Genomic DNA, 17,831 nt, shown 5'->3' with positions numbered 1-17,831 from the left:
ATGGCGTTGTTGCCTTGCCTTGCCGTACATTCGTAATGTCTTCGGCAAGGCGCCTAGCCCTGAGCATTTTTTCAGGTGCGCTGGTTTCGCACGCTAAGCAGCGCGAAACCGATGATTGTGTGGCAAGATAGCCCTGACGTGCATCGCACCTCAGGGCTTTTTTTAACCATCATCGGGGATTTCTATGAGTCAATATAACGTTGCTATCATCGTCGGCAGCCTGCGCAAGGATTCCTTCAACCGCAAGCTGGCCGACGCCATCATCAAGCTGGCGCCGCCCGAGTTTTCCTTCAAGCACATTGAAATCGGCGACTTGCCGCTGTACAACCAGGATGACGATGGCGCGCAGGCCGAGCAGGTGCTGCGCCTCAAATCCGACATTTCCGCATCGCAAGCCTTGCTCTTCCTCACCCCCGAATACAACCGCTCTATCCCCGGCGTGCTGAAAAACGCCCTCGACCACGGCTCGCGTCCGTATGGCCAGAGCGTGTGGGGCGGCAAGCCCGGTGCCGTGCTCGGCGTGTCCGTGGGCGCCACCGGTACGGCGCTGGCGCAGCAGCATTTGCGCAATGTGCTCGCCTACCTGGACGTGCCGCTGCTGGGGCAGCCTGAAATGTTTATCCAGGCCAAGGACGGCCTGTTTGACGAGCACGGCGGCATCGGTCCGGCCAGCCTCGGTTTCTTCCAGGGCTGGATGCAGCGCTACGTGGACTGGGTCCGCAAGCACGCCATCCACGCTTGATTCCACGCTTGATGCAAGTCAAGGCGGCAGCGCTCAGCGTTGCCGCTTGTTCACATTCTTTGACCAACGATGCCAGGATTTCAATATTGGCACGGCTGTCTCGGTATAATGCGCCCTTTCTGTAGCGCAATACTTTCCAATTTCCTGCCGACTCCATGTGGACTAAACCTGTTCCGCGCATGAACTTGCGCCGTTTGATCGTGCTCGTGGCCTTTGCCAGCGCCCTGGTGTCCCTGGCCAACACCTTTTATGCCAGCTATAGCGTGCAGCGCCAGCTGCTGATCGATACCACCCTGGAAGCGAACCACGCCTACGCGAGCAAGCTGGCCAGCACGGCTGAGGATTTCCTGCAGTCGGCGCGCCAGCAGCTGGCCTACAGCGCCGGCAGCCTGCCCGCGCGCATGGACGACGAGCAATGGCTGACGGACGAGGCACAGCGCCTGCGCCTGCAGACGAACAGTTTCAATTCCGTGCTCATCGTCGATGCCCAGGGCAAGGTGCTGGGCGTGTCGCCGGAAACCTTGGCCCTGAAAAACCGCACGCTCGACTCGGCCGGCGCCGCGCAGGCGCTGCGCGAACGGCGCCCGCTGGTCACGCAGCCGTACATATCTTCGGTCGGCAATCTGGTGGTGTTCATCTCGCATCCCATCCTTGGCAAGGATGGCCGCTACCTCGGTTATGTGGGCGGCAGCATCTACCTGAAACAGAAAAACATCCTGTACACCATGCTGGGCCAGCATTACTACCGCGACGGCTCTTACCTGTACGTGGTCGACCAGAACCGGCGCCTGCTGTACCACCCGGATCCTGAGCGCCTGGGCCACGTGGCCGGCAGCAATGACGTCATCGACACCATCATCGCGCAGCGGGGCGGCGGCAACCGGCGCATGCATAACAGCCTGGGCGTGGACATGCTGGCCGGCTACGCCGTCATGCCGTCGACGGGCTGGGGCATCGTGGCGCAGCGTCCCACGGCCATGACCCTGGCCCCGCTGAACCAGCTGATGGCCAATACCGTATGGCATTCCCTGCCGATCGCCTTGCTGAGTTTGCCATTCATCTGGTGGCTGGCCAGCCTGATTTCGCGGCCCCTGATGCAACTGGCCGAGGGGGCGCGGCGCATGGATGTGCCCGGTACGAGCGAGCACATCGCCTCCATCCGTGCCTGGTATGTGGAGGCGGCGCAGATCAAGAAAGCCTTGTTGAAGGGCCTGGCGTTGTTGCAGAACAGGATCGGCAAGTTGAAGACCGACGTGGAGACGGACCCGCTGACGGGCCTCTCGAACCGGCGCGGCATGGCGGCGGCGCTCGACGTCTGGCAGGCGCAGGCGCGGCCGTTTTCCGTCATCGCCATCGATATCGACCATTTCAAGCAAGTCAACGATAAATGGGGCCATGCCGTGGGCGATGAAGTCATCCTGCGCCTGGCGCAGCTGATGCGCGCCTGTTCGCGCGATGCCGACGTTCTGTGCCGCAATGGCGGCGACGAGTTCATCATGCTGCTGCCCGATGCCGACCTGGACGTGGCCATGCAGGTGGCCGAGCGCCTGCGCGCCAAGGTGGCCGCCGCCGTGATTCCCGGCGCGGGCGCCATCACGGTCTCGCTGGGCGTGGTGGCATCGTCGCACGGCGAGCGCAGCACGGACGCCGTGCTGCTGGCCGCCGACGCGGCCCTGTACGTGGCCAAGGAAAACGGGCGCAATTGCGTGGGCATCACGGAACCCGCCTGACAGGCGTGCCGCGCGGGATGAACTGATCCGTTGTTTTCTGTTGCATCTGAGCCTGTCCCGTTTGCCCGACAGCGCTTACCATATGGCCCTGATGGTGTACAACGGGGACAATGTGCATGGCAACGGTGAATATTGATGACGTTTGAGCAAGAACTTGGCATCCGCTGCGAGGTCCGTGATCAGCCCCACCCGCTGGCCTTGCTCGACTGCCGCGAACTCAATTACGGCCAGCACAGCGTGCTGCCGCTGCACCCGTTCCGCCTGAGCGTGCCGGAAGCGGCGCTGGCGGGACTGCTCGACGAACAGTTCAACAGTTTCGTGCAGGATTGCCGCGAAGACGATCTGCAGTACGAGGAAAGCGACTTGCCCGAGCTCAGGGACGCCGGTTACCCCGACATCACGGCCATGCTGGCGGGTCACCGGCCGCTGCTGACCGAAATGATTGACGACTTCATGATCGGCGACCTGATGTGGGCCATCGGGCGCGCCAGCGGCTACCGCCGGCCCCGCGCCCGTTGCTTGGGCGACGTGGAGGCGGCCGATGGCCGCGCGTACTTTACCGTCAATAAAGTGGAGAAAATCTATTTTGCCGATGGCCAGCTCATCCTGGAAGGGCAGGGCTATTACGGCGTCTACGTCATCTGGCTGACGCATGGCCGGCGAGATCAAATAGGCACTTGACCTTCCTCATGTGGGAAGGTTTATAGTCGTGCCATGAACCGTGCCTTTTTCCGCTTTCTCGCCCGCTCGCTGCTCTGGCTGCTTGCCGTCACCTTGCCCTTGCAGGGCTTTGCGTCGGCCATGCGCAGCTGCTGCGTGGACGAGCGGGCGGCAGCGGTCACGGTCGCTGTCGAGGCCATGCAGGTGCCCCAGTGCCATGACATGGGCGACATGCAGATGCAAGGCCAGCCGCTGCACATGGCCATGGACGATGGCGGCGCCGGCCACCCTGGCCACGATTGCAGCAACCATGGCGCCTGCACGGTGGGCGCCACGGCGCCGCCCGGCATGCCTGCCGTACACGCCTTGACCCTGCGCGCGCCACCCCCGGCGCTGGCGCCCGATTCCCTGTTCGCCGGGCATATCCCCTCCGGCCCTGAACGTCCCCCGAGAAGCACGCGCTCCGCCTGACCGCCCGTTGAACCTGGCGGTGCCGCCGTCGCACGTCCCTGCATCTTGATTTTGCAGCTTGTACCGGTCGCGCCAGCGTTCCCGTCGCGCGCCCGCCGCGCCATACCCCGTCATTCAAGGAATACCATGAAGCAATTATTCAGCCTCGCGCTGGCCGCCGGCGTTACGCTTGCCTCGCTGCCGCTGGACGCCGCCGCGCAATCGCGGCCCCCATCCGCCCCGCAAGAGGCGCAAGCGCCCGTGCCGGCCGCCACCTACCGCTCCGCCTTTGCCGGCTACCGTCCCGCCGCCGAGGACGACGCCACGCCCGATCAGACCTGGCGCGCCGTCAACGAGAAAGTCGGCAAGGCCGGCGGCCACATGGGCATGATGAAAATGGACGGCCACAAGATGGACGGCCACAAGATGCCGATGGAGAAGCCCGGCCCCAAGCCGGCCGCCCAGCCCGCCCCGCAACACCAGCATGAGGGACACTGAGATGGCACGTTTTACAAAATCAACTTGCCTCACGCCGCTGGCCCTGGCGGCCGCCTTGCTGCTCAGCGGCTGCGCCAGCTTCAGCCCCGATGGCGGCATGCAGGCCGTGTCCGCGCTGGCAGACGCCCGCACGGGCGCCCCTGCGGCATTGACGGACAAGGGCGGCGAGGAAAAGCTGGCTTCCCTGCTGGCCCAGCCCCTGGACGCCGACAGCGCCGTGCGCATCGCCCTGATGAACAACCACGGCATGAAAGTGGCGCTGGCCGAACTGGGCGCGTCCGAATCGGACCTGGTGCAGGCGGGGCGCTTGCGCAACCCGGGCCTGTCGTTCGGCCGCTCGCACGGCAGCCACGGCAATGAAATCGACCGGGGCGTCAGCTTCGACCTGGCGGGCTTGCTGACCATGCCGATGCGCGTGAATATCGAGCGGGGCCGCTTCGAGCAAGCCAAGCTGCAGGCGGCCAGCAGCGCCGTGCAGCTGGCGCTTGAGACGCGCCGCGCCTACTTCAATGCCGTGGCCGCCGTGCAGACGGAAGCGTTCATGCAGCGGGCGCTGTTGTCGGCCGAGGCGGGCGCCGAACTGGCCACGCGCCTGCGGCAGGCGGGCAACTGGAGCCGCCTCGACCAGGCGCGCCAGCAAGTGTTTTATGCGGACGCCGTCGGCGACCTGGCCCGCGCCCGCCACCAGGCATTGGTGACGCGCGAACACCTGACGCGCTTGCTGGGCCTGTGGGGCAAGCAGACCAGCTTTACTTTGCCGTCGCGCCTGCCCGACTTGCCGGCCCAGGCGGCGGAGCCTGGCAATATCGAGGCGCAGGCGATGGAGCAGCGCCTCGACGTGCAGATGAGCAAACTTGACGCCCATGCCACGGCCAGTGCACTGGGCCTGTCCAAGGTGACGGGTTTCATCAATGTGCTCGACGTGGCTTATACCAACAAGAGCACGAGCGGGGCGCCGCGCGAAAACGGCTATGAGGTATCGCTGGAACTGCCGCTGTTCGACTGGGGCGCGGCGCGCAACACCAAGGCACAAGCGCTGTACGAGCAGTCGCTGCAGCGCACGGCGGGCACGGCGGTGAAGGCCCGCTCGGAAGTGCGCGAAGCGTATTCGAGCTACCGCACGGCCTACGACCTGGCGCGCCATTACCGCGATGAAGTGGTACCGCTGCGCAAGACGATCTCGCATGAAGTATTGCTGCGCTACAACGGCATGCTGGCCAGCGTGTTCGAACTGCTGGCCGATGCGCGCGAGCAAGTCGCCAGCGTGAACAGCGCCATCGAAACCCAGCGCGATTTCTGGATCGCGCAAACCGAACTGCAAGGCGCCATCAATGGCAGCGGCCCAGCCAACAAGGAATAATGATGATTACACGTAGAAATTTTTTCATGAATGCGGGCGCCGTCGCCCTCAGTGCGGCAGCGGTGAGCAGAGTCGGTGCGGCGTCCCTGCCGGAAGCCGTCAGCATGGCTGGCGCGGACACGAAAGCGCCGCCACCGCCACCGAACGGGCGTCCGTACAACCCCGTCGTCACCCTGAATGGCTGGTCCTTGCCCTGGCGCATGAACAACAACGTCAAGGAATTCCATCTGGTGGCCGAGCCCGTCGTGCGCGAACTGGCGCCCGGCATGCAAGCGAACCTGTGGGGCTACAACGGCCAGTCGCCCGGTCCCACCATCGAAGTGGTGGAGGGCGACCGCGTGCGCATCTTCGTCACCAACAAGTTGCCGGAACACACGAGCGTGCACTGGCATGGCCAGCGCTTGCCCAACGGCATGGATGGCGTCACGGGCCTGACCCAGCCGGGCATTCCTCCTGGCAAGACTTTCGTGTATGAATTCGTCGCCAGGCGGCCCGGCACCTTTATGTACCACCCGCATGCGGACGAAATGACGCAGATGGCCATGGGCATGATGGGTTTCTGGGTCACGCACCCGAAAGACCCGAACTTCATGAAGGTGGACCGCGATTTCGTCTTCTTGCTCAGCAACTACGACATCGACCCGGGCAGCTACACGCCGAAGATCATGACCATGACGGATTTTAATTTGTTCACCTTCAACAGCCGCGTCTTCCCCGGCATCGACCCCATGGTCGTGCGCCAGGGCGACAAGGTGCGCGTGCGCGTGGGCAACCTGACCATGACCAACCACCCGATCCACATGCATGGCCATGAATTCGAGGTGACGGGCACCGATGGCGGCTGGACGCGCCCCGAATCGCGCTGGCCCGAAGTGACGACCGATATCGCCGTGGGCCAGATGCGCGCCGTCGAGTTCACGGCAACGGACCTCGGCGACTGGGCTTTCCACTGCCACAAGTCGCACCACACGATGAATGCCATGGGACACGACGTGCCCACCATGATCGGCGTCGACCATCAGGGCGTGGCGGCGAAGATCAACCAGCTCGTGCCCGGCTACATGGTGATGGGCGAGCGGGGCATGGCCGACATGGGCGAGATGCAGATGCCGATCCCCGACAATACCTTGCCGATGATGGCCGGCGACGGTCCCTTCGGTGCCATCGGCATGGGCGGCATGTTTACCACGGTCAAGGTGCGCAAGGATCAGAAACCGGGCGATTACCGCGACCCGGGCTGGTACAAGCACCCGGCCGGCAGCGTGGCCTATGAATGGACGGGCGCCGTGCCGGAACCGGTGCGGGGCCAGGGCGCGGGCAAGCCGGCGGCAAAAAGCGGCGTGGAAATGACGGTGCGCAAGCCAGGCGGGCACAGCGGCCATTGACGCTCTCCCGGGGATTGCTAACATGGCACGCCCCGGGGCATGTTGCTTTGTATCAAGGAATTGTTGGTTAGTGACAATCCGAGCATTTTAGTGACAGTTTTTTCCTTATATTCAAGTCATAGCTTAAATTATTGGCTACCGTCTTGTCTGGGAGGAAACATGTTGAGTAAAATGAAAGTGGGGACGCGCCTGCTCGCTGCCTTCTTTTGCGTCGCGCTGATGGGGGCCATCGTGGCCGGCATCGGCATCTTCAACATGGGCAAGATCGATACCATGGCGGGGCAGATGTACAACCATGAATTGCTGGGGCTGTCGTACATCAAGGAAGCCAATATCGCCCTGATCAAGGTGGGTCGCGCGCGCAGCAATTTCTTGCTGGCCACGACCGCCGAGGAGCGCGCCACGCGCCAGGCCGACATCGGCAAATTCCTCGAGTTAAATAAAAGCTATCTGGCCAAGGCCCAGCCGCTGTTCGTCACGTCGGCCGCCAAGGAATTGTTTGCCCGCTTCGCCGCTGTCGAAGCGGAGTACATTGCCACCATGCAGCAAGCCCTGGCGCTGGCGGCGGCCGAGCCGCTGGCGCAGCGCAGCGCGCAACTGGTCGAACTGCTCAACAAGACGCGCCAGCATGCCGATGAACTCGACGGTATGCTGGATAAACTTTCGCTGCAGAAGGAAGAGCGCGCCAAGGCGGCTTCCGAGCAGGCCTCGGGCGTGTACCAGGCCAGCCGCAGCTTCATGATCGCTCTGGTGCTGGGCAGCATGGCGGCCGGCCTGGCGCTGGGGGCGCTGATCACGCGCGGACTGACGCGCCAGCTCGGCGGCGAACCGGCGTACGCCGTCAGGATCGCCGGCGCCATCGCCGAGGGCGACCTCACCATCGATATCCGCACGGCCAGCCATGACAATGCCAGCCTGCTGTTCGCCATGAAAGCCATGCGCGACAAGCTGGTGGGCATCGTCAGCCAGGTGCGCTCGGGTACGGATACCATCAACACGGCCTCGAGCGAAATCGCCCAGGGCAACCTCGACTTGTCGTCGCGCACGGAAGAGCAGGCCAGTTCGCTGGAAGAAACGGCGTCATCGATGGAACAGCTGACCTCGGCCGTGCGGCAGAACGCGGACAATGCGCGCCAGGCCAATGCGCTGGCCGGCGCCGCGTCCGATGTGGCCGGCAAGGGCGGCGCCGTGGTGGGGCAGGTGGTGCAGACCATGGAATCGATCAATGCGTCGTCGCGCAAGATCGTCGACATCATCAGCGTCATCGATGGCATCGCCTTCCAGACGAATATCCTGGCCTTGAACGCGGCCGTGGAAGCGGCCCGGGCGGGCGAGGAAGGGCGGGGATTTGCCGTCGTGGCATCCGAAGTGCGCAGCCTGGCCCAGCGTTCTGCCAGTGCCGCCAAGGAAATCAAGACCCTGATCGGCGACTCCGTCGAACAGGTGGAAATCGGCTCCAAACTCGTGCATGACGCGGGCAGGACGATGGATGAGGTGGTGACCAGCGTGCGCCAGGTGGCCGATATCATGCAGGAAATCACGGCCGCCAGCGCCGAGCAAAGCGCCGGCATCGAGCAAGTCAACCAGGCCGTGCTGCAGATGGACCAGGTGACGCAGCAGAATGCGGCCCTGGTGGAAGAGGCGGCAGCCGCCGCCGAATCGCTGCAGGACCAGGCGCAGACCCTGACGGAACTGGTGGGCGTGTTCCGTCTGCATGCCCAGGCCGAACGCATCGCCGTGCCGGCGGCCAGCAACGTCACGCCGCTGCGCCGGCCCGCGCCGGCGGCCAGGCCGGGCGTGCGGCGCCTGGCCTGACGGCGGCTGGACTGGGCGCGATCGGCGCGGCGGTGGTAGGCTGTCGCTATTGCGCGTTTGCCACTTCCGGGTTCCCCATGCCATCTTCTTTCCTGTCCTCCTTCAGTTTTTCCCTGTTGCTGCTGTCGCTGGCGCCCCTGGCGCAGGCGCAGGAGGGCGATCCCGTCCTGCCTTATCGTCCATCGGTGGCCAGTCCCGCCCAGCTGCCCGTGCCGGGCCAGCTGGAATTCGAGGCGGGCGGCCTGCTGTCGAAAACGGACGACGCGCGCCGCGCCAGCTTGCCGTACACGTTCAAGCTGGCGTTCACGCCCGAATGGGGCGTGCTGCTCGAAGGTGAGGGCTTCGTGCGCGCGCGCGATGACACGGGCCGGCGCGAGACGGGCGTGGGCGACACGACGGTCGTGCTCAAAGGCGCCTTTTTGCTCGACAGCGCCACGGCGCTGGGCCTGGAACTGGGCTGGAAGTTGCCCACTGCCAAGGACAGCATCGGCAGCGGCAAGAGCGACGTCTCGTTGAACGGTATTTTCAGCCGCGACCTGGGCGCCGTGCACATGGACGCCAACCTGAACGCCACGCGCCTGGGGGCTTCCGACCCTGGCACGGGCAGGGTGCAAACGGGCTGGGCGGCCTCCTTTTCCACGCCCGTCAGCGACCGCTGGGGCGCCACGGCGGAAGTGTCGGGCACGCGCCTGCGCGGCGCGCCAGCCACGGCGCAGCTGCTGCTGGCTGCCACCTACAGCCCCACGCCGCGGTTGGCCATCGATATCGGCATGGCGCGTGGCTTGACGGCGGCGTCGCCGGACTGGTCGCTGTTCAGCGGCTTGGTAGTGCCTTTGGGCAAACTGTGGTGAGATTGCGACGGGATTCCTTATGTGTCCTTGCGAACAAACAGTTAGTCACACAAGGTCTACAATTGCGGCATAACTGATAAAAGGAGTGTCCTCATGAAAACCCTCATTCTCGCCGCCGTCCTGCTGTCGGCAGGTACCGCCGCCGTTGCCCAGGTTTCCGTCACCGTTGGCCAGCCAGGCTTTTACGGCCGCATCGACATAGGCGACTATCCCGCGCCGCAATTGATCTACGCCCAACCCGTCATCGTGCAGCGCCCGCAATACTATTCGGCCGCCCCGATCTACCTGCGCGTACCGCCCGGCCATGCGAAACACTGGTCCAAGCACTGCCGCAAGTATAATGCCTGTAACCAAGAGGTATATTTCGTCCAAGATGGTTGGTATAACAACCAATATGTGCCCCGCTACCGCCAGCAGCATGGCGACCATGGCCGTCCCGATTACGGCGACCGCGACCGTCATGACGACAAGCATGACAAGCACTATGACAAGCGCGACAAGCATGATGACAAGCCGGGCAAAGGCCATGGCAATGGCAATGGTCGTGGCAACGGCAACGGCAACGGCAACGGCAACGGGCACAGGGATTAACAAGCAGGAGGATCTTTGCATAGTAAAATCGTTATCGTAGGAGGAGGTGCAGGCGGCCTGGAGCTGGCTTGCAAACTCAGCCGCAAGCTCGGCCCAGGCCAGGTCACCCTGGTCGACAGCCGCCTGTACCATATCTGGAAGCCGTCACTGCATGAAGTGGCGGCCGGCACCCTGGACATTCATCAAGAGGGCCTGTCGTACCAGATGCTGGCGCATGACAATGGTTTTACCTATGTCTATGGTCCCCTGATCGGGCTCGACGCAGCGTCGAACAGCCTCACCGTGGGCGCCATCGCCACGGACAAGGATGAGCAGCTCTTGCCGCAGCGCCAGGTCAGCTACGACCAGCTGGTGCTGGCCGTGGGCAGCACCTCGAATTACTTTGGCGTACCCGGCGCCCAGGAAAACACGATTTCCCTCAATGCCACGGAAGACGCCGAACGTTTCCGTCTGACGCTGCTGAAACTGCTGGCCATGGCTGAACAGCGCCAGGGCGACGCGGGCCATCCCGGTGTCGACATCGTCATCATCGGCGGCGGCGCGACGGGCGTGGAACTGGCGGCCGAATTGCGCGAAGCGAGCGGCGTGTATGCCGCGTATGGTTTCCAGAATCTCAACGCCATCAAGGATGTGCGCATCACCCTGCTCGAAGGGGCGCCGCGCATCCTGGCGCCGCTGCCCGAGCGCGTTTCCATCGCCGCCTCGAAACTGCTGCACCAGCATGGCATCACGGTGGTGACCGATACGCGCGTCACCACGATCGAAGCCGACAAGGTGACGGTGGCCAGCGGCACCAGCTATGCGGCCGACATCTGCGTGTGGGCAGCCGGCATCCGCGCGCCGGAATTCCTGTCCACTTTGGGCTTGCCTACCAACCGCGCTGGCCAGCTGGAAGTGACGGGCATGCTCAATGTGCAGGGCCATGCGAATATCTTCGCGCTGGGCGATTGCGCCGCCTGTACGGGTCCCGACGGCAAGCTGGTGCCGCCGCGCGCCCAGGCTGCCCACCAGCAAGCCGATTACCTGCTGAAAACGTTCCTGCTGCAGGCGAAGGGCAAGCCGCCGCAAACCAGGCCGTACGAATATCTGGACTACGGTTCGCTGGTGTCGTTTGGCCGCACCACCTCGGTCGGCACCCTGATGGGGTCGCTGAAGGGCCTGAGCTGGTTCGTCGAAGGCTTTGTCGCGCGCATGATGTATGTGAGCCTGCACCTGATGCACCACAACGCCGTGCTGGGCACCGTGCGCACGGCCGTCATGGCCATGGGCCGTTTCCTGATCAAGCGCAGCTCGCCGCAGGTCAAGCTGCATTAAGCAGTTTGCGCCGTAACAAAACAAGGGGCCTTGCGGCCCCTTTTTATTTGCCGCGCGCGACGGGCGCCGCTTCGCAGCGGCCCCGCGTCATGGGGAAGGCGATGGTGGTGAGCTTGCCCTTCAAGGTGCCGGTGATGCTGGCGTGTAAGATGCGCTCGCTGTCATGGCGGTAGGTGATGCGGCTCGGAAAGTCATTGTCCAGGTTGGCGAAGATGAATTCATTCGGCTTGTCCTGGCGCAGCAGGTTGAAAATCACGGGCGGCTCGCCCGACGGCTGCACGATGTAGGCCAGCTGGCCCGGTTCGGTGAGGCGGATCTGCACGAATTCAAAGGCCGTCGTCTTGCCGCCCTTGACGGTGCGGCTGGTGCCGAGGATGGTGCCGCCGGCGGCCGTGCTCCATTGTTCCCCGGAACCGGGTTCGGCGCCGTCGACGTTCCAGCATCCGGCCAGCCAGGCCAGCTTGTCCACGGTTTCCGGCGGCGGCACGGTCTTGTCGGCGGCCTGGGCGGCTCCCATGGCCAGCAGCGCTGCCAGCAGGGTGGGGATCAGTCGTTGCATGCGGTTTCCTCGTTGTATCGTTGAGCGGGGCAGGGCGCCCGGCGATGTTCCGGCCCGATGCTGTCTGGCAGGGATTATTCTTTCGGGCTAATGCGCGGCAAGACGGCAGTCAGGGCCATGCCGCCTTGCGGATTCGCCGTCAGGCTCAGGCTGCCGCCAAGGTAATGCACGCGCTCGCGCACGGCGCGCAGGCCATGCTTGCTCATTTCGACGGGCACGCTGGCCGGCAAGCCGCTGCCGTTGTCCTTGACGGTCATCATCAGCGCCTCGTCGTTGTCGTCGATGATGATATCCACTTCGCTTGCCTGCGCGTGCGCGGCGATATTGCTGAGCGCCTCTTCCAGGGTGCGCAGCAGGGCCACGCCCACGTTGCGCGGGCAGATCAGTTCATCTTCGGGCAGGCTGCAGCGCACGGTGATCTTGTGCTGTTCCGCAAATTGCGCAGCCAGCTCGCCCAGCGCCACATTCACACCGAGAAACTCCAGCTTGTCGTTCCACAGCTTCATCTGCATTTGCCGGTTGGTCTCGATGACATTCAGCAGCAATTGCTTCATGGTCGCGGCGCGGTCGAGCAAGGCCGCTTCCTGCGGCATTTTTTGCGTCAGCAGCGACAGGTGCATGGTCAGCGCCGTCAGCGACGAGCCGAGGCTGTCGTGCAGCTGGCGCGACAGGGCGCGCCGTTCATTGTCCCAGCTGGTGTTGACATGACCGAGCAACTCGCTGAGATCGGCGGCGCGTTCCGCATCGGCCTGGGCCGCTTCCTTGTTCGGATCTGTTTGTGCGGACATAGCGCCCCGTGAATGGTGAAAGGTGGACCAAATTCAAGTTGTGGATCATACATGAGGATTTCATCGCGGGGCGCATGGATGGAAAATTTCTGTCTTTTCGGCAATTTTAATCTCCTCCCATCATTTTTATATGATAGGCAATATTTCTGTTTGCGCCAGCAGGAAGTTGTTCCCGTCTTTACGTACGGCTGCGCACATACCGGGACGCCACACGCTGCCATAGTGGGGTTGTGCATTTTTCCATGCAGCATAGCCGCCCCGCGGCGCAGGGTGCAGTACAGGCCCGTTTACCGAAACGAAAGGACATGCCATGAATATCGAAACCATCGTCGACAAGGAATACCTCGACAAAAGCTTCCGCGACATCGTCAATGCCCCCATCAGCGCCTTGCGCGGCGTCAGCGCGAAGGATGCGAAGGCCTTGCAGCAAGCGTTTGGCGTGACCACCGTACGCGAGTTGTCCAACCTTAATTTCGTGAAATGGGCCAGCGCGCTGGCCATCCTGGCCGATGAAGAAGGCATGAGCGGCGAAGAGCGGGCCAAGGAAGAGTTGCTTGACGACGCCGTGGAAATGACCTTCCCCGCCAGCGACCCGATCTCCGTTGATGCCGGCATCACGCGCATCGAAGTACCGCCGGAAACCGTCGATGCACAAACGGACCACCAGCATGCGGGCCAGCATGAAGTGACAGCTGGCAAGAAATAAAACATCGTGCTCATGAAAAAAACCGGCAAGCCATCAACGTGGCTTGCCGGTTTTTTTCATGTGCGGTGCGCGTAAAAACTCAGGCGATCGACGGAATGTTGTTTTTTTGCATATTCACCTGCGAGGCGATCACCTCGTGCGGGATGCAGCAAAAGCGGTTCTTGCCGGCACGCTTGGCTTCGTACAGGGCCGTGTCGGCCGCGCCCAGCAGGGATTCGACGGTGCTGGCGTCGTCCGGGTAGATGGCGATGCCGATGCTGGTCGACAGGCGCAGGGTCAGGTCGTTGATGAAATACGGCTCGGAAATGACTTCGATCAGCTTGGCGGCCGGTTCGCGTGCGTCGCCCTTGCCGGCCAGGTTGCCCAGCACGATGACGAATTCGTCGCCGCCGATGCGCGCCACAGTGTCTTCCTTGCGCGATGCGCTCACCAGGCGGGCCGCCACCATTTTCAGGATTTCATCGCCATAGCCGTGGCCGTAACTGTCGTTGATGGCCTTGAAGCCGTCCAGGTCCAGGTACAGGATGGCCGACTTGCCGCGGCTGCGGGCCGATTGCTGCAAGGTATGCTCGATGCGGTCTTCCAGCAGGCGCCGGTTCGGCAAGCCCGTCAGCGGATCGTGCAGCGCCAGTTCCTGCTGCTGCTTGCTGTATTGCGCCAGTTCCTTGTACAGCAGGCGCACTTCCAGCATGTTGTGGATGCGCTTGTGCACTTCCATCAGGTCGAAGGGCTTGCTGATGAAGTCGCGCGCGCCCGCTTCCAGGGCGGCGATCTTGAAACTCGGCTGTGCCGTCAGGGCCAGCACGGGCAGGTAGCCGCCATGCTCGATTTCCTTCAAGCCTTTCATGACCTGGAAACCATTGAGTTCCGGCATTTGCAGATCCAGCAAGATCAGGTCGTAGCAATGCTCCCGGTGCAGGGGGCAAACCTGGGCCGGACGCATGGTGGCCGTCACATTGGTGTAGCCGGCATCGCGCAGGATTTCCAGCATCAGGTCAACATTGTCGGGTGAATCGTCGACGACCAAAATTTTGGCTTTCAAAATCTCATCTTGGCTGGGCATGTAAGGTCTCGGTTATACGGTCTATGCAACGCTGGCTTCCACCGCAGATGATGGGCTGACGGCAGTGGGGAAGATAGTAGCGCCTTGCAACAAGTTAGGGCGCACAACAGCGCTTGAGCTCGCTTCTGACGTTCTCGCCGGCCCAGGCCGCCATCTCCAGCCTGCCGTGCAGGTGCGTTTCTGCATTTCAGTGTAGCAAACTTTAGCTTAGTTGCTTGTAGGACAGAGCCGCGTCTGAAAGTAGGAAGGCTAGCCCATGAAAATAGTCATTTTGTACTGCATCATGTATTTCTTTGCATCATCTTTTTAGGGCGGCGTATTGCTGCCCTCTTCAGGACGCTGCGCGAGGGAGCGCGTTGCGGCCAGTTGCGCCACGGCCGCCAGCAGTTCGGCCGGGTCGAGCGGTTTCGAGACCCAGGCCTGGAAGCCGCTGGCCAGTGCCCGCTGGCGGTCCTGCGGTTGCGCGAACGCCGTCAGTGCCAGCGCGGGCAGCCGGGCCGCATCAGGGGAAGCGTGCGCGCGGATTTGCGCCAGCAGGTCGAAACCGTCGGCGTCGGGCATGCCGATGTCGCTGACCAGCACATGCGGGTGTACCTGGTCCAGCAGTTGCAGCGCTTGCGCCACGTTGCCGGCGCCATGCACTTCAGCGTTGCTGTCGCGCAGGATGCGCGCCGTCAGTTCGCGCGCATCGGCCTCGTCATCGACCAGCAGGACGGTGACGCCGCGCAAGTCATGGCTGGCGGGCAAGTCGCCGCCCGTTGGCCGCGCCGGCGCGGTCCGCGTCCCCAGGGGCAGGCGCACGGTAAAGCTGGCGCCCTGCATGTCGCCGGCGCTGCTGACCGTGACCGTGCCGCCATGCTGCTCCACCAGGTGCTTGACGATCGCCAGTCCCAGCCCCAGGCCGCCATGCCGGCGCGTGGTGGAGGCGTCGGCCTGGCGGAAACGGTCGAACACGTGGGGCAGGAAGTCTTTCTTGATGCCGACGCCGTTGTCGCTCACCGTGATGGCCAGGCGGCTTGCCTCGCGGCGCACACCGATCTCGACCCGGCCGCCTTGCGGTGTGAACTTCAGGGCATTCGACAGCAGGTTCCAGATCACTTGCTGGATACGGCTGGGGTCGCCCGTGATCCTGCCCGCATCGCTGGCGATGTTGCTGTGGATGGCGATGTGCTTGGCGTCGGCCGCCGGGCGCAGGGTTTCGATGGCCGAGGCGATGATGCTGGCGGGCACGATGGTTTGCAGGTCCAGCAGCACCTTGCCGGAAGTGATGCGGCTCATGTCGAGCAAGTCTTCGATCAGTTGCGCCTGCGCGCGCGCATTGCGTTCGATGCTTTGCAGGCCGCGATGCAGGTCGGCCTGGTCGCGCGTGCCGCGCCGCAGCACTTGCGCCCAGCCCAGGATGGCCGACAGCGGCGTGCGCAGTTCGTGCGACAGCGTGGCGAGAAAATCGTCTTTCAGCTGGTTCGTGCGCTCGGCGTCGGCGCGTGCCTCGCGTTCGCTGTCGAGCAGCACCTTGCGCTCTTCGGCGGCGCGCGTGGCGGCCGCGTACAGGCGCGTATTGTCGAGCGCGACGGCGGCCTGGGCCGCGATGGCCGAGACGATGCGTTCGCTGCGCGCGCTGAACATGCCCGCTTGCGGATGGCCGAGCAGCAAGCGCCCCAGCAGCAGGCCCGAGCGCGAGCTGACGGGCAGGCTCAGGCAGCTGCGCAGCGGCGGCGCGCCGCCGGCGCTGGCGTCGGGCGCGGCCAGCAAGTCGTTCTGGCGCATGGCCGCTCCCTGGCGCAGTTCCGTGGCGATGGCATCGGCCTGGCGCAGGCTGATGCCGTTGACGGCGCGTGCCGCGGGCAGGGCGTCGGGATCGTCGTGGATATCGCCCGCATCATCATAGTAAAAGGCGCCGAAGCGCGCGCCGCTGATGCGCGTGGCCGCATCGACGGTTTCCTGCAGCAGGGCCGGCAAGTCGAGGGTGCTGGCCAGGGCCGCGCCCGTATTGTTGAGCAGCTCGAGTACGCGCGTTTCATCGCGCAAGGCTTCCTGCGCCCGCTTGACCTGGTCGACGTCGGTGCTCGTGCCAAACCAGCGCAGCAGCTGGCCGCCCCGGTCGCGCACGGGATTGGCGCGCGTCAGGAACCAGCGGTACTGGCCGTCGGCACCGCGGATGGGGAACTCCATTTCGAAGGGCGTGCCCTCGCGCAAGGCGGCCTTCCAGGCTTGCAGCATGGAAGGCAGGTGCTGCGCGTCATAGGCGATGCTCCAGCCGTCGCCCGCCATCTGTTCGGCAGTGGTGCCCGTGTAGTCGTGCCAGCGCTGGTTGTACCAGGCAATGGTGCCATCGAAGCTGGCGATCCAGGCCAGTTGCGGGATGGAATTGGCCAGTGCGCGCAAGTCTTCCTCGCTGTGACGCAAGTTTTCCTCGGCCGCCTTGCGCTGGCTGATGTCCTGGATATACGTGGTCAAGCCTTCGCTGGAAGGGAAGATGCGCACTTCCAGCCAGCGCCCCAGCGGCGGATACGGCAGTTCGAAACTGCAGCTGAGCTGCTGCGCCATGGCGCGCCGGTACTGGGTTTCGAGTTCCGTGCCATGCAGGGCGGGGCAGGCATGCCACAGGTTCTTCCCCGCCAGGCAGGTGCCAGGCGCGTGTTGCGGCGCCAGCATGGCGGCGCCGCGCGTATTGAGGTAGCGGATGGTCCAGTCGCGGTCGAGCAGGCAAAAGCCGTCGGTAATACCTTCCAGCAAGTTGGACAGGCGCTCGTCCGATAGGCTCAGCGGCGCTGATGGGGGAAGCAGATCTTGCTCGCGGTCATGCTTGGCCATCGGAAATCCTGCAACAATGAATCTGCCGCACGGGCGCTTGTCCCGCCGGGCCGCCGTCGCTAAGCTCAGTTAAATAGGTCATGATGCTCAATGTCCGCCGTCATGCATCCGGGGAGGCAAGAGCGCCCCTGTCTGGCTGGTATTGTAGCCCCAAGCGGGGCACCGCCACCGCACGCTTGCGCGCCGCCTGCAGATAGCACTGGACAGGCTGGAAAGCAGTCCCTATAATCCCGCTTCTTTCGAGGCAGCAACTCCTCGATTCGCTGGACGCGACTGTGGAAGCAGAAGTGCCCTGCGATAAAAAGGCGTCAGCTTTTTGGCAGTGAAAAGGTAGTCGATCATGCGGGGCGGTATTCTGCAAAATCAGCTAAGCGATTGAAAAATCGAACTTTTCAAAGCGAAATGAATACGCTATAATGTTTGCCTGCGCGGCTGTAGCTCAGCTGGATAGAGTACTTGGCTACGAACCAAGGGGTCGTGGGTTCAATTCCTGCCAGCCGCACCA

The 17,831-nt window shown here is 63.7% G+C and carries 16 protein-coding genes and 1 tRNA gene; 13 read left to right on the top strand and 4 right to left on the bottom strand.

Going from position 1 to position 17,831, the window contains the following annotated elements; translation table 11 throughout:
- Positions 1–184 precede the first annotated feature (184 nt).
- The 11 genes from AC1RBA_RS05960 (at position 185) to AC1RBA_RS05910 (ending at position 11,396) form a co-directional block, all read left to right on the top strand.
- Positions 185–742 carry an NADPH-dependent FMN reductase gene (locus AC1RBA_RS05960; RefSeq protein WP_070222187.1) on the top strand — a complete coding sequence of 186 codons (558 nt, stop codon included), beginning with the start codon at positions 185–187 and terminating at the stop codon, positions 740–742.
- Positions 743–897: 155 nt separating this feature from the next.
- A complete protein-coding gene (locus tag AC1RBA_RS05955; protein WP_492417197.1) occupies positions 898–2,472 on the top strand; it encodes a sensor domain-containing diguanylate cyclase in 1,575 nt (524 codons plus the stop codon).
- 135 nt (positions 2,473–2,607) lie between these two features.
- A complete protein-coding gene (locus AC1RBA_RS05950) occupies positions 2,608–3,153 on the top strand; it encodes a hypothetical protein (RefSeq protein ID WP_070222181.1) in 546 nt (181 codons plus the stop codon).
- Positions 3,154–3,186: 33 nt separating this feature from the next.
- Positions 3,187–3,603, top strand: coding sequence for a hypothetical protein (locus AC1RBA_RS05945; RefSeq protein WP_099411489.1), 417 nt, complete (start codon positions 3,187–3,189; stop codon positions 3,601–3,603).
- Positions 3,604–3,729: 126 nt separating this feature from the next.
- Positions 3,730–4,080, top strand: coding sequence for a hypothetical protein (locus AC1RBA_RS05940; RefSeq protein ID WP_070222177.1), 351 nt, complete (start codon positions 3,730–3,732; stop codon positions 4,078–4,080).
- Position 4,081: 1 nt separating this feature from the next.
- On the top strand, positions 4,082–5,440 hold the full coding sequence (locus AC1RBA_RS05935; RefSeq protein WP_070290686.1) for a TolC family protein: 1,359 nt from the start codon (positions 4,082–4,084) through the stop codon (positions 5,438–5,440).
- Positions 5,441–5,442: 2 nt separating this feature from the next.
- The gene (locus AC1RBA_RS05930) at positions 5,443–6,825 is read left to right on the top strand and encodes a multicopper oxidase family protein (protein WP_070290685.1); all 1,383 of its coding nucleotides are present in this window, start codon (positions 5,443–5,445) and stop codon (positions 6,823–6,825) included.
- A 159-nt stretch (positions 6,826–6,984) separates the two neighbouring features.
- On the top strand, positions 6,985–8,640 hold the full coding sequence (locus tag AC1RBA_RS05925; protein ID WP_071654425.1) for a methyl-accepting chemotaxis protein: 1,656 nt from the start codon (positions 6,985–6,987) through the stop codon (positions 8,638–8,640).
- 77 nt (positions 8,641–8,717) lie between these two features.
- Positions 8,718–9,491 (top strand): transporter, encoded by a 774-nt coding sequence (locus tag AC1RBA_RS05920; RefSeq protein ID WP_254679534.1) that lies wholly within the window; start codon positions 8,718–8,720, stop codon positions 9,489–9,491.
- A gap of 93 nt (positions 9,492–9,584) precedes the next feature.
- On the top strand, positions 9,585–10,082 hold the full coding sequence (locus AC1RBA_RS05915; protein WP_070290683.1) for a hypothetical protein: 498 nt from the start codon (positions 9,585–9,587) through the stop codon (positions 10,080–10,082).
- Positions 10,083–10,097: 15 nt separating this feature from the next.
- Complete coding sequence (locus tag AC1RBA_RS05910) at positions 10,098–11,396, top strand: NAD(P)/FAD-dependent oxidoreductase (RefSeq protein WP_070290682.1); 1,299 nt, start codon at positions 10,098–10,100, stop codon at positions 11,394–11,396.
- Between the two features lie 43 nt (positions 11,397–11,439).
- On the opposite strand, the gene AC1RBA_RS05905 is transcribed toward AC1RBA_RS05910, so the two are convergent.
- Positions 11,440–11,955 carry a DUF6265 family protein gene (locus AC1RBA_RS05905; protein ID WP_070290681.1) on the bottom strand — a complete coding sequence of 172 codons (516 nt, stop codon included), beginning with the start codon at positions 11,953–11,955 and terminating at the stop codon, positions 11,440–11,442.
- Between the two features lie 74 nt (positions 11,956–12,029).
- Positions 12,030–12,743 (bottom strand): sensor histidine kinase, encoded by a 714-nt coding sequence (locus tag AC1RBA_RS05900; RefSeq protein WP_070219230.1) that lies wholly within the window; start codon positions 12,741–12,743, stop codon positions 12,030–12,032.
- Between the two features lie 310 nt (positions 12,744–13,053).
- Between AC1RBA_RS05900 and AC1RBA_RS05895 the strand changes: the two genes are divergently transcribed.
- On the top strand, positions 13,054–13,449 hold the full coding sequence (locus tag AC1RBA_RS05895; RefSeq protein WP_070219229.1) for a hypothetical protein: 396 nt from the start codon (positions 13,054–13,056) through the stop codon (positions 13,447–13,449).
- 79 nt (positions 13,450–13,528) lie between these two features.
- Here the strand turns inward: AC1RBA_RS05895 and AC1RBA_RS05890 are convergent, their stop codons facing one another.
- Positions 13,529–14,512 (bottom strand): GGDEF domain-containing response regulator, encoded by a 984-nt coding sequence (locus AC1RBA_RS05890; protein ID WP_070219228.1) that lies wholly within the window; start codon positions 14,510–14,512, stop codon positions 13,529–13,531.
- Between the two features lie 306 nt (positions 14,513–14,818).
- A complete protein-coding gene (locus tag AC1RBA_RS05885; protein WP_492417193.1) occupies positions 14,819–17,326 on the bottom strand; it encodes a hybrid sensor histidine kinase/response regulator in 2,508 nt (835 codons plus the stop codon).
- 428 nt (positions 17,327–17,754) lie between these two features.
- Between AC1RBA_RS05885 and AC1RBA_RS05880 the strand changes: the two genes are divergently transcribed.
- A tRNA-Arg gene (locus AC1RBA_RS05880) sits at positions 17,755–17,831 on the top strand.

The organism is Janthinobacterium sp. GW823-FHT03B06 (genome assembly GCF_058796955.1).
This window is presented reverse-complemented; position numbering and strand designations above follow the sequence as displayed.

Excerpts from the sequence above, each read along its gene's own strand:
- AC1RBA_RS05925 (WP_071654425.1), top strand. The coding sequence starts at position 6,985 with ATGTTGAGTAAAATGAAAGTGGGGACGCGCCTGCTCGCTGCCTTCTTT.
- AC1RBA_RS05885 (WP_492417193.1), bottom strand. The coding sequence starts at position 17,326 with ATGGCCAAGCATGACCGCGAGCAAGATCTGCTTCCCCCATCAGCGCCG.
- AC1RBA_RS05935 (WP_070290686.1), top strand. The coding sequence starts at position 4,082 with ATGGCACGTTTTACAAAATCAACTTGCCTCACGCCGCTGGCCCTGGCG.
- AC1RBA_RS05950 (WP_070222181.1), top strand. The coding sequence starts at position 2,608 with ATGACGTTTGAGCAAGAACTTGGCATCCGCTGCGAGGTCCGTGATCAG.
- AC1RBA_RS05890 (WP_070219228.1), bottom strand. The coding sequence starts at position 14,512 with ATGCCCAGCCAAGATGAGATTTTGAAAGCCAAAATTTTGGTCGTCGAC.
- AC1RBA_RS05945 (WP_099411489.1), top strand. The coding sequence starts at position 3,187 with ATGAACCGTGCCTTTTTCCGCTTTCTCGCCCGCTCGCTGCTCTGGCTG.
- AC1RBA_RS05930 (WP_070290685.1), top strand. The coding sequence starts at position 5,443 with ATGATTACACGTAGAAATTTTTTCATGAATGCGGGCGCCGTCGCCCTC.
- AC1RBA_RS05915 (WP_070290683.1), top strand. The coding sequence starts at position 9,585 with ATGAAAACCCTCATTCTCGCCGCCGTCCTGCTGTCGGCAGGTACCGCC.
- AC1RBA_RS05960 (WP_070222187.1), top strand. The coding sequence starts at position 185 with ATGAGTCAATATAACGTTGCTATCATCGTCGGCAGCCTGCGCAAGGAT.
- AC1RBA_RS05940 (WP_070222177.1), top strand. The coding sequence starts at position 3,730 with ATGAAGCAATTATTCAGCCTCGCGCTGGCCGCCGGCGTTACGCTTGCC.
- AC1RBA_RS05895 (WP_070219229.1), top strand. The coding sequence starts at position 13,054 with ATGAATATCGAAACCATCGTCGACAAGGAATACCTCGACAAAAGCTTC.
- AC1RBA_RS05920 (WP_254679534.1), top strand. The coding sequence starts at position 8,718 with ATGCCATCTTCTTTCCTGTCCTCCTTCAGTTTTTCCCTGTTGCTGCTG.
- AC1RBA_RS05955 (WP_492417197.1), top strand. The coding sequence starts at position 898 with ATGTGGACTAAACCTGTTCCGCGCATGAACTTGCGCCGTTTGATCGTG.
- AC1RBA_RS05900 (WP_070219230.1), bottom strand. The coding sequence starts at position 12,743 with ATGTCCGCACAAACAGATCCGAACAAGGAAGCGGCCCAGGCCGATGCG.
- AC1RBA_RS05905 (WP_070290681.1), bottom strand. The coding sequence starts at position 11,955 with ATGCAACGACTGATCCCCACCCTGCTGGCAGCGCTGCTGGCCATGGGA.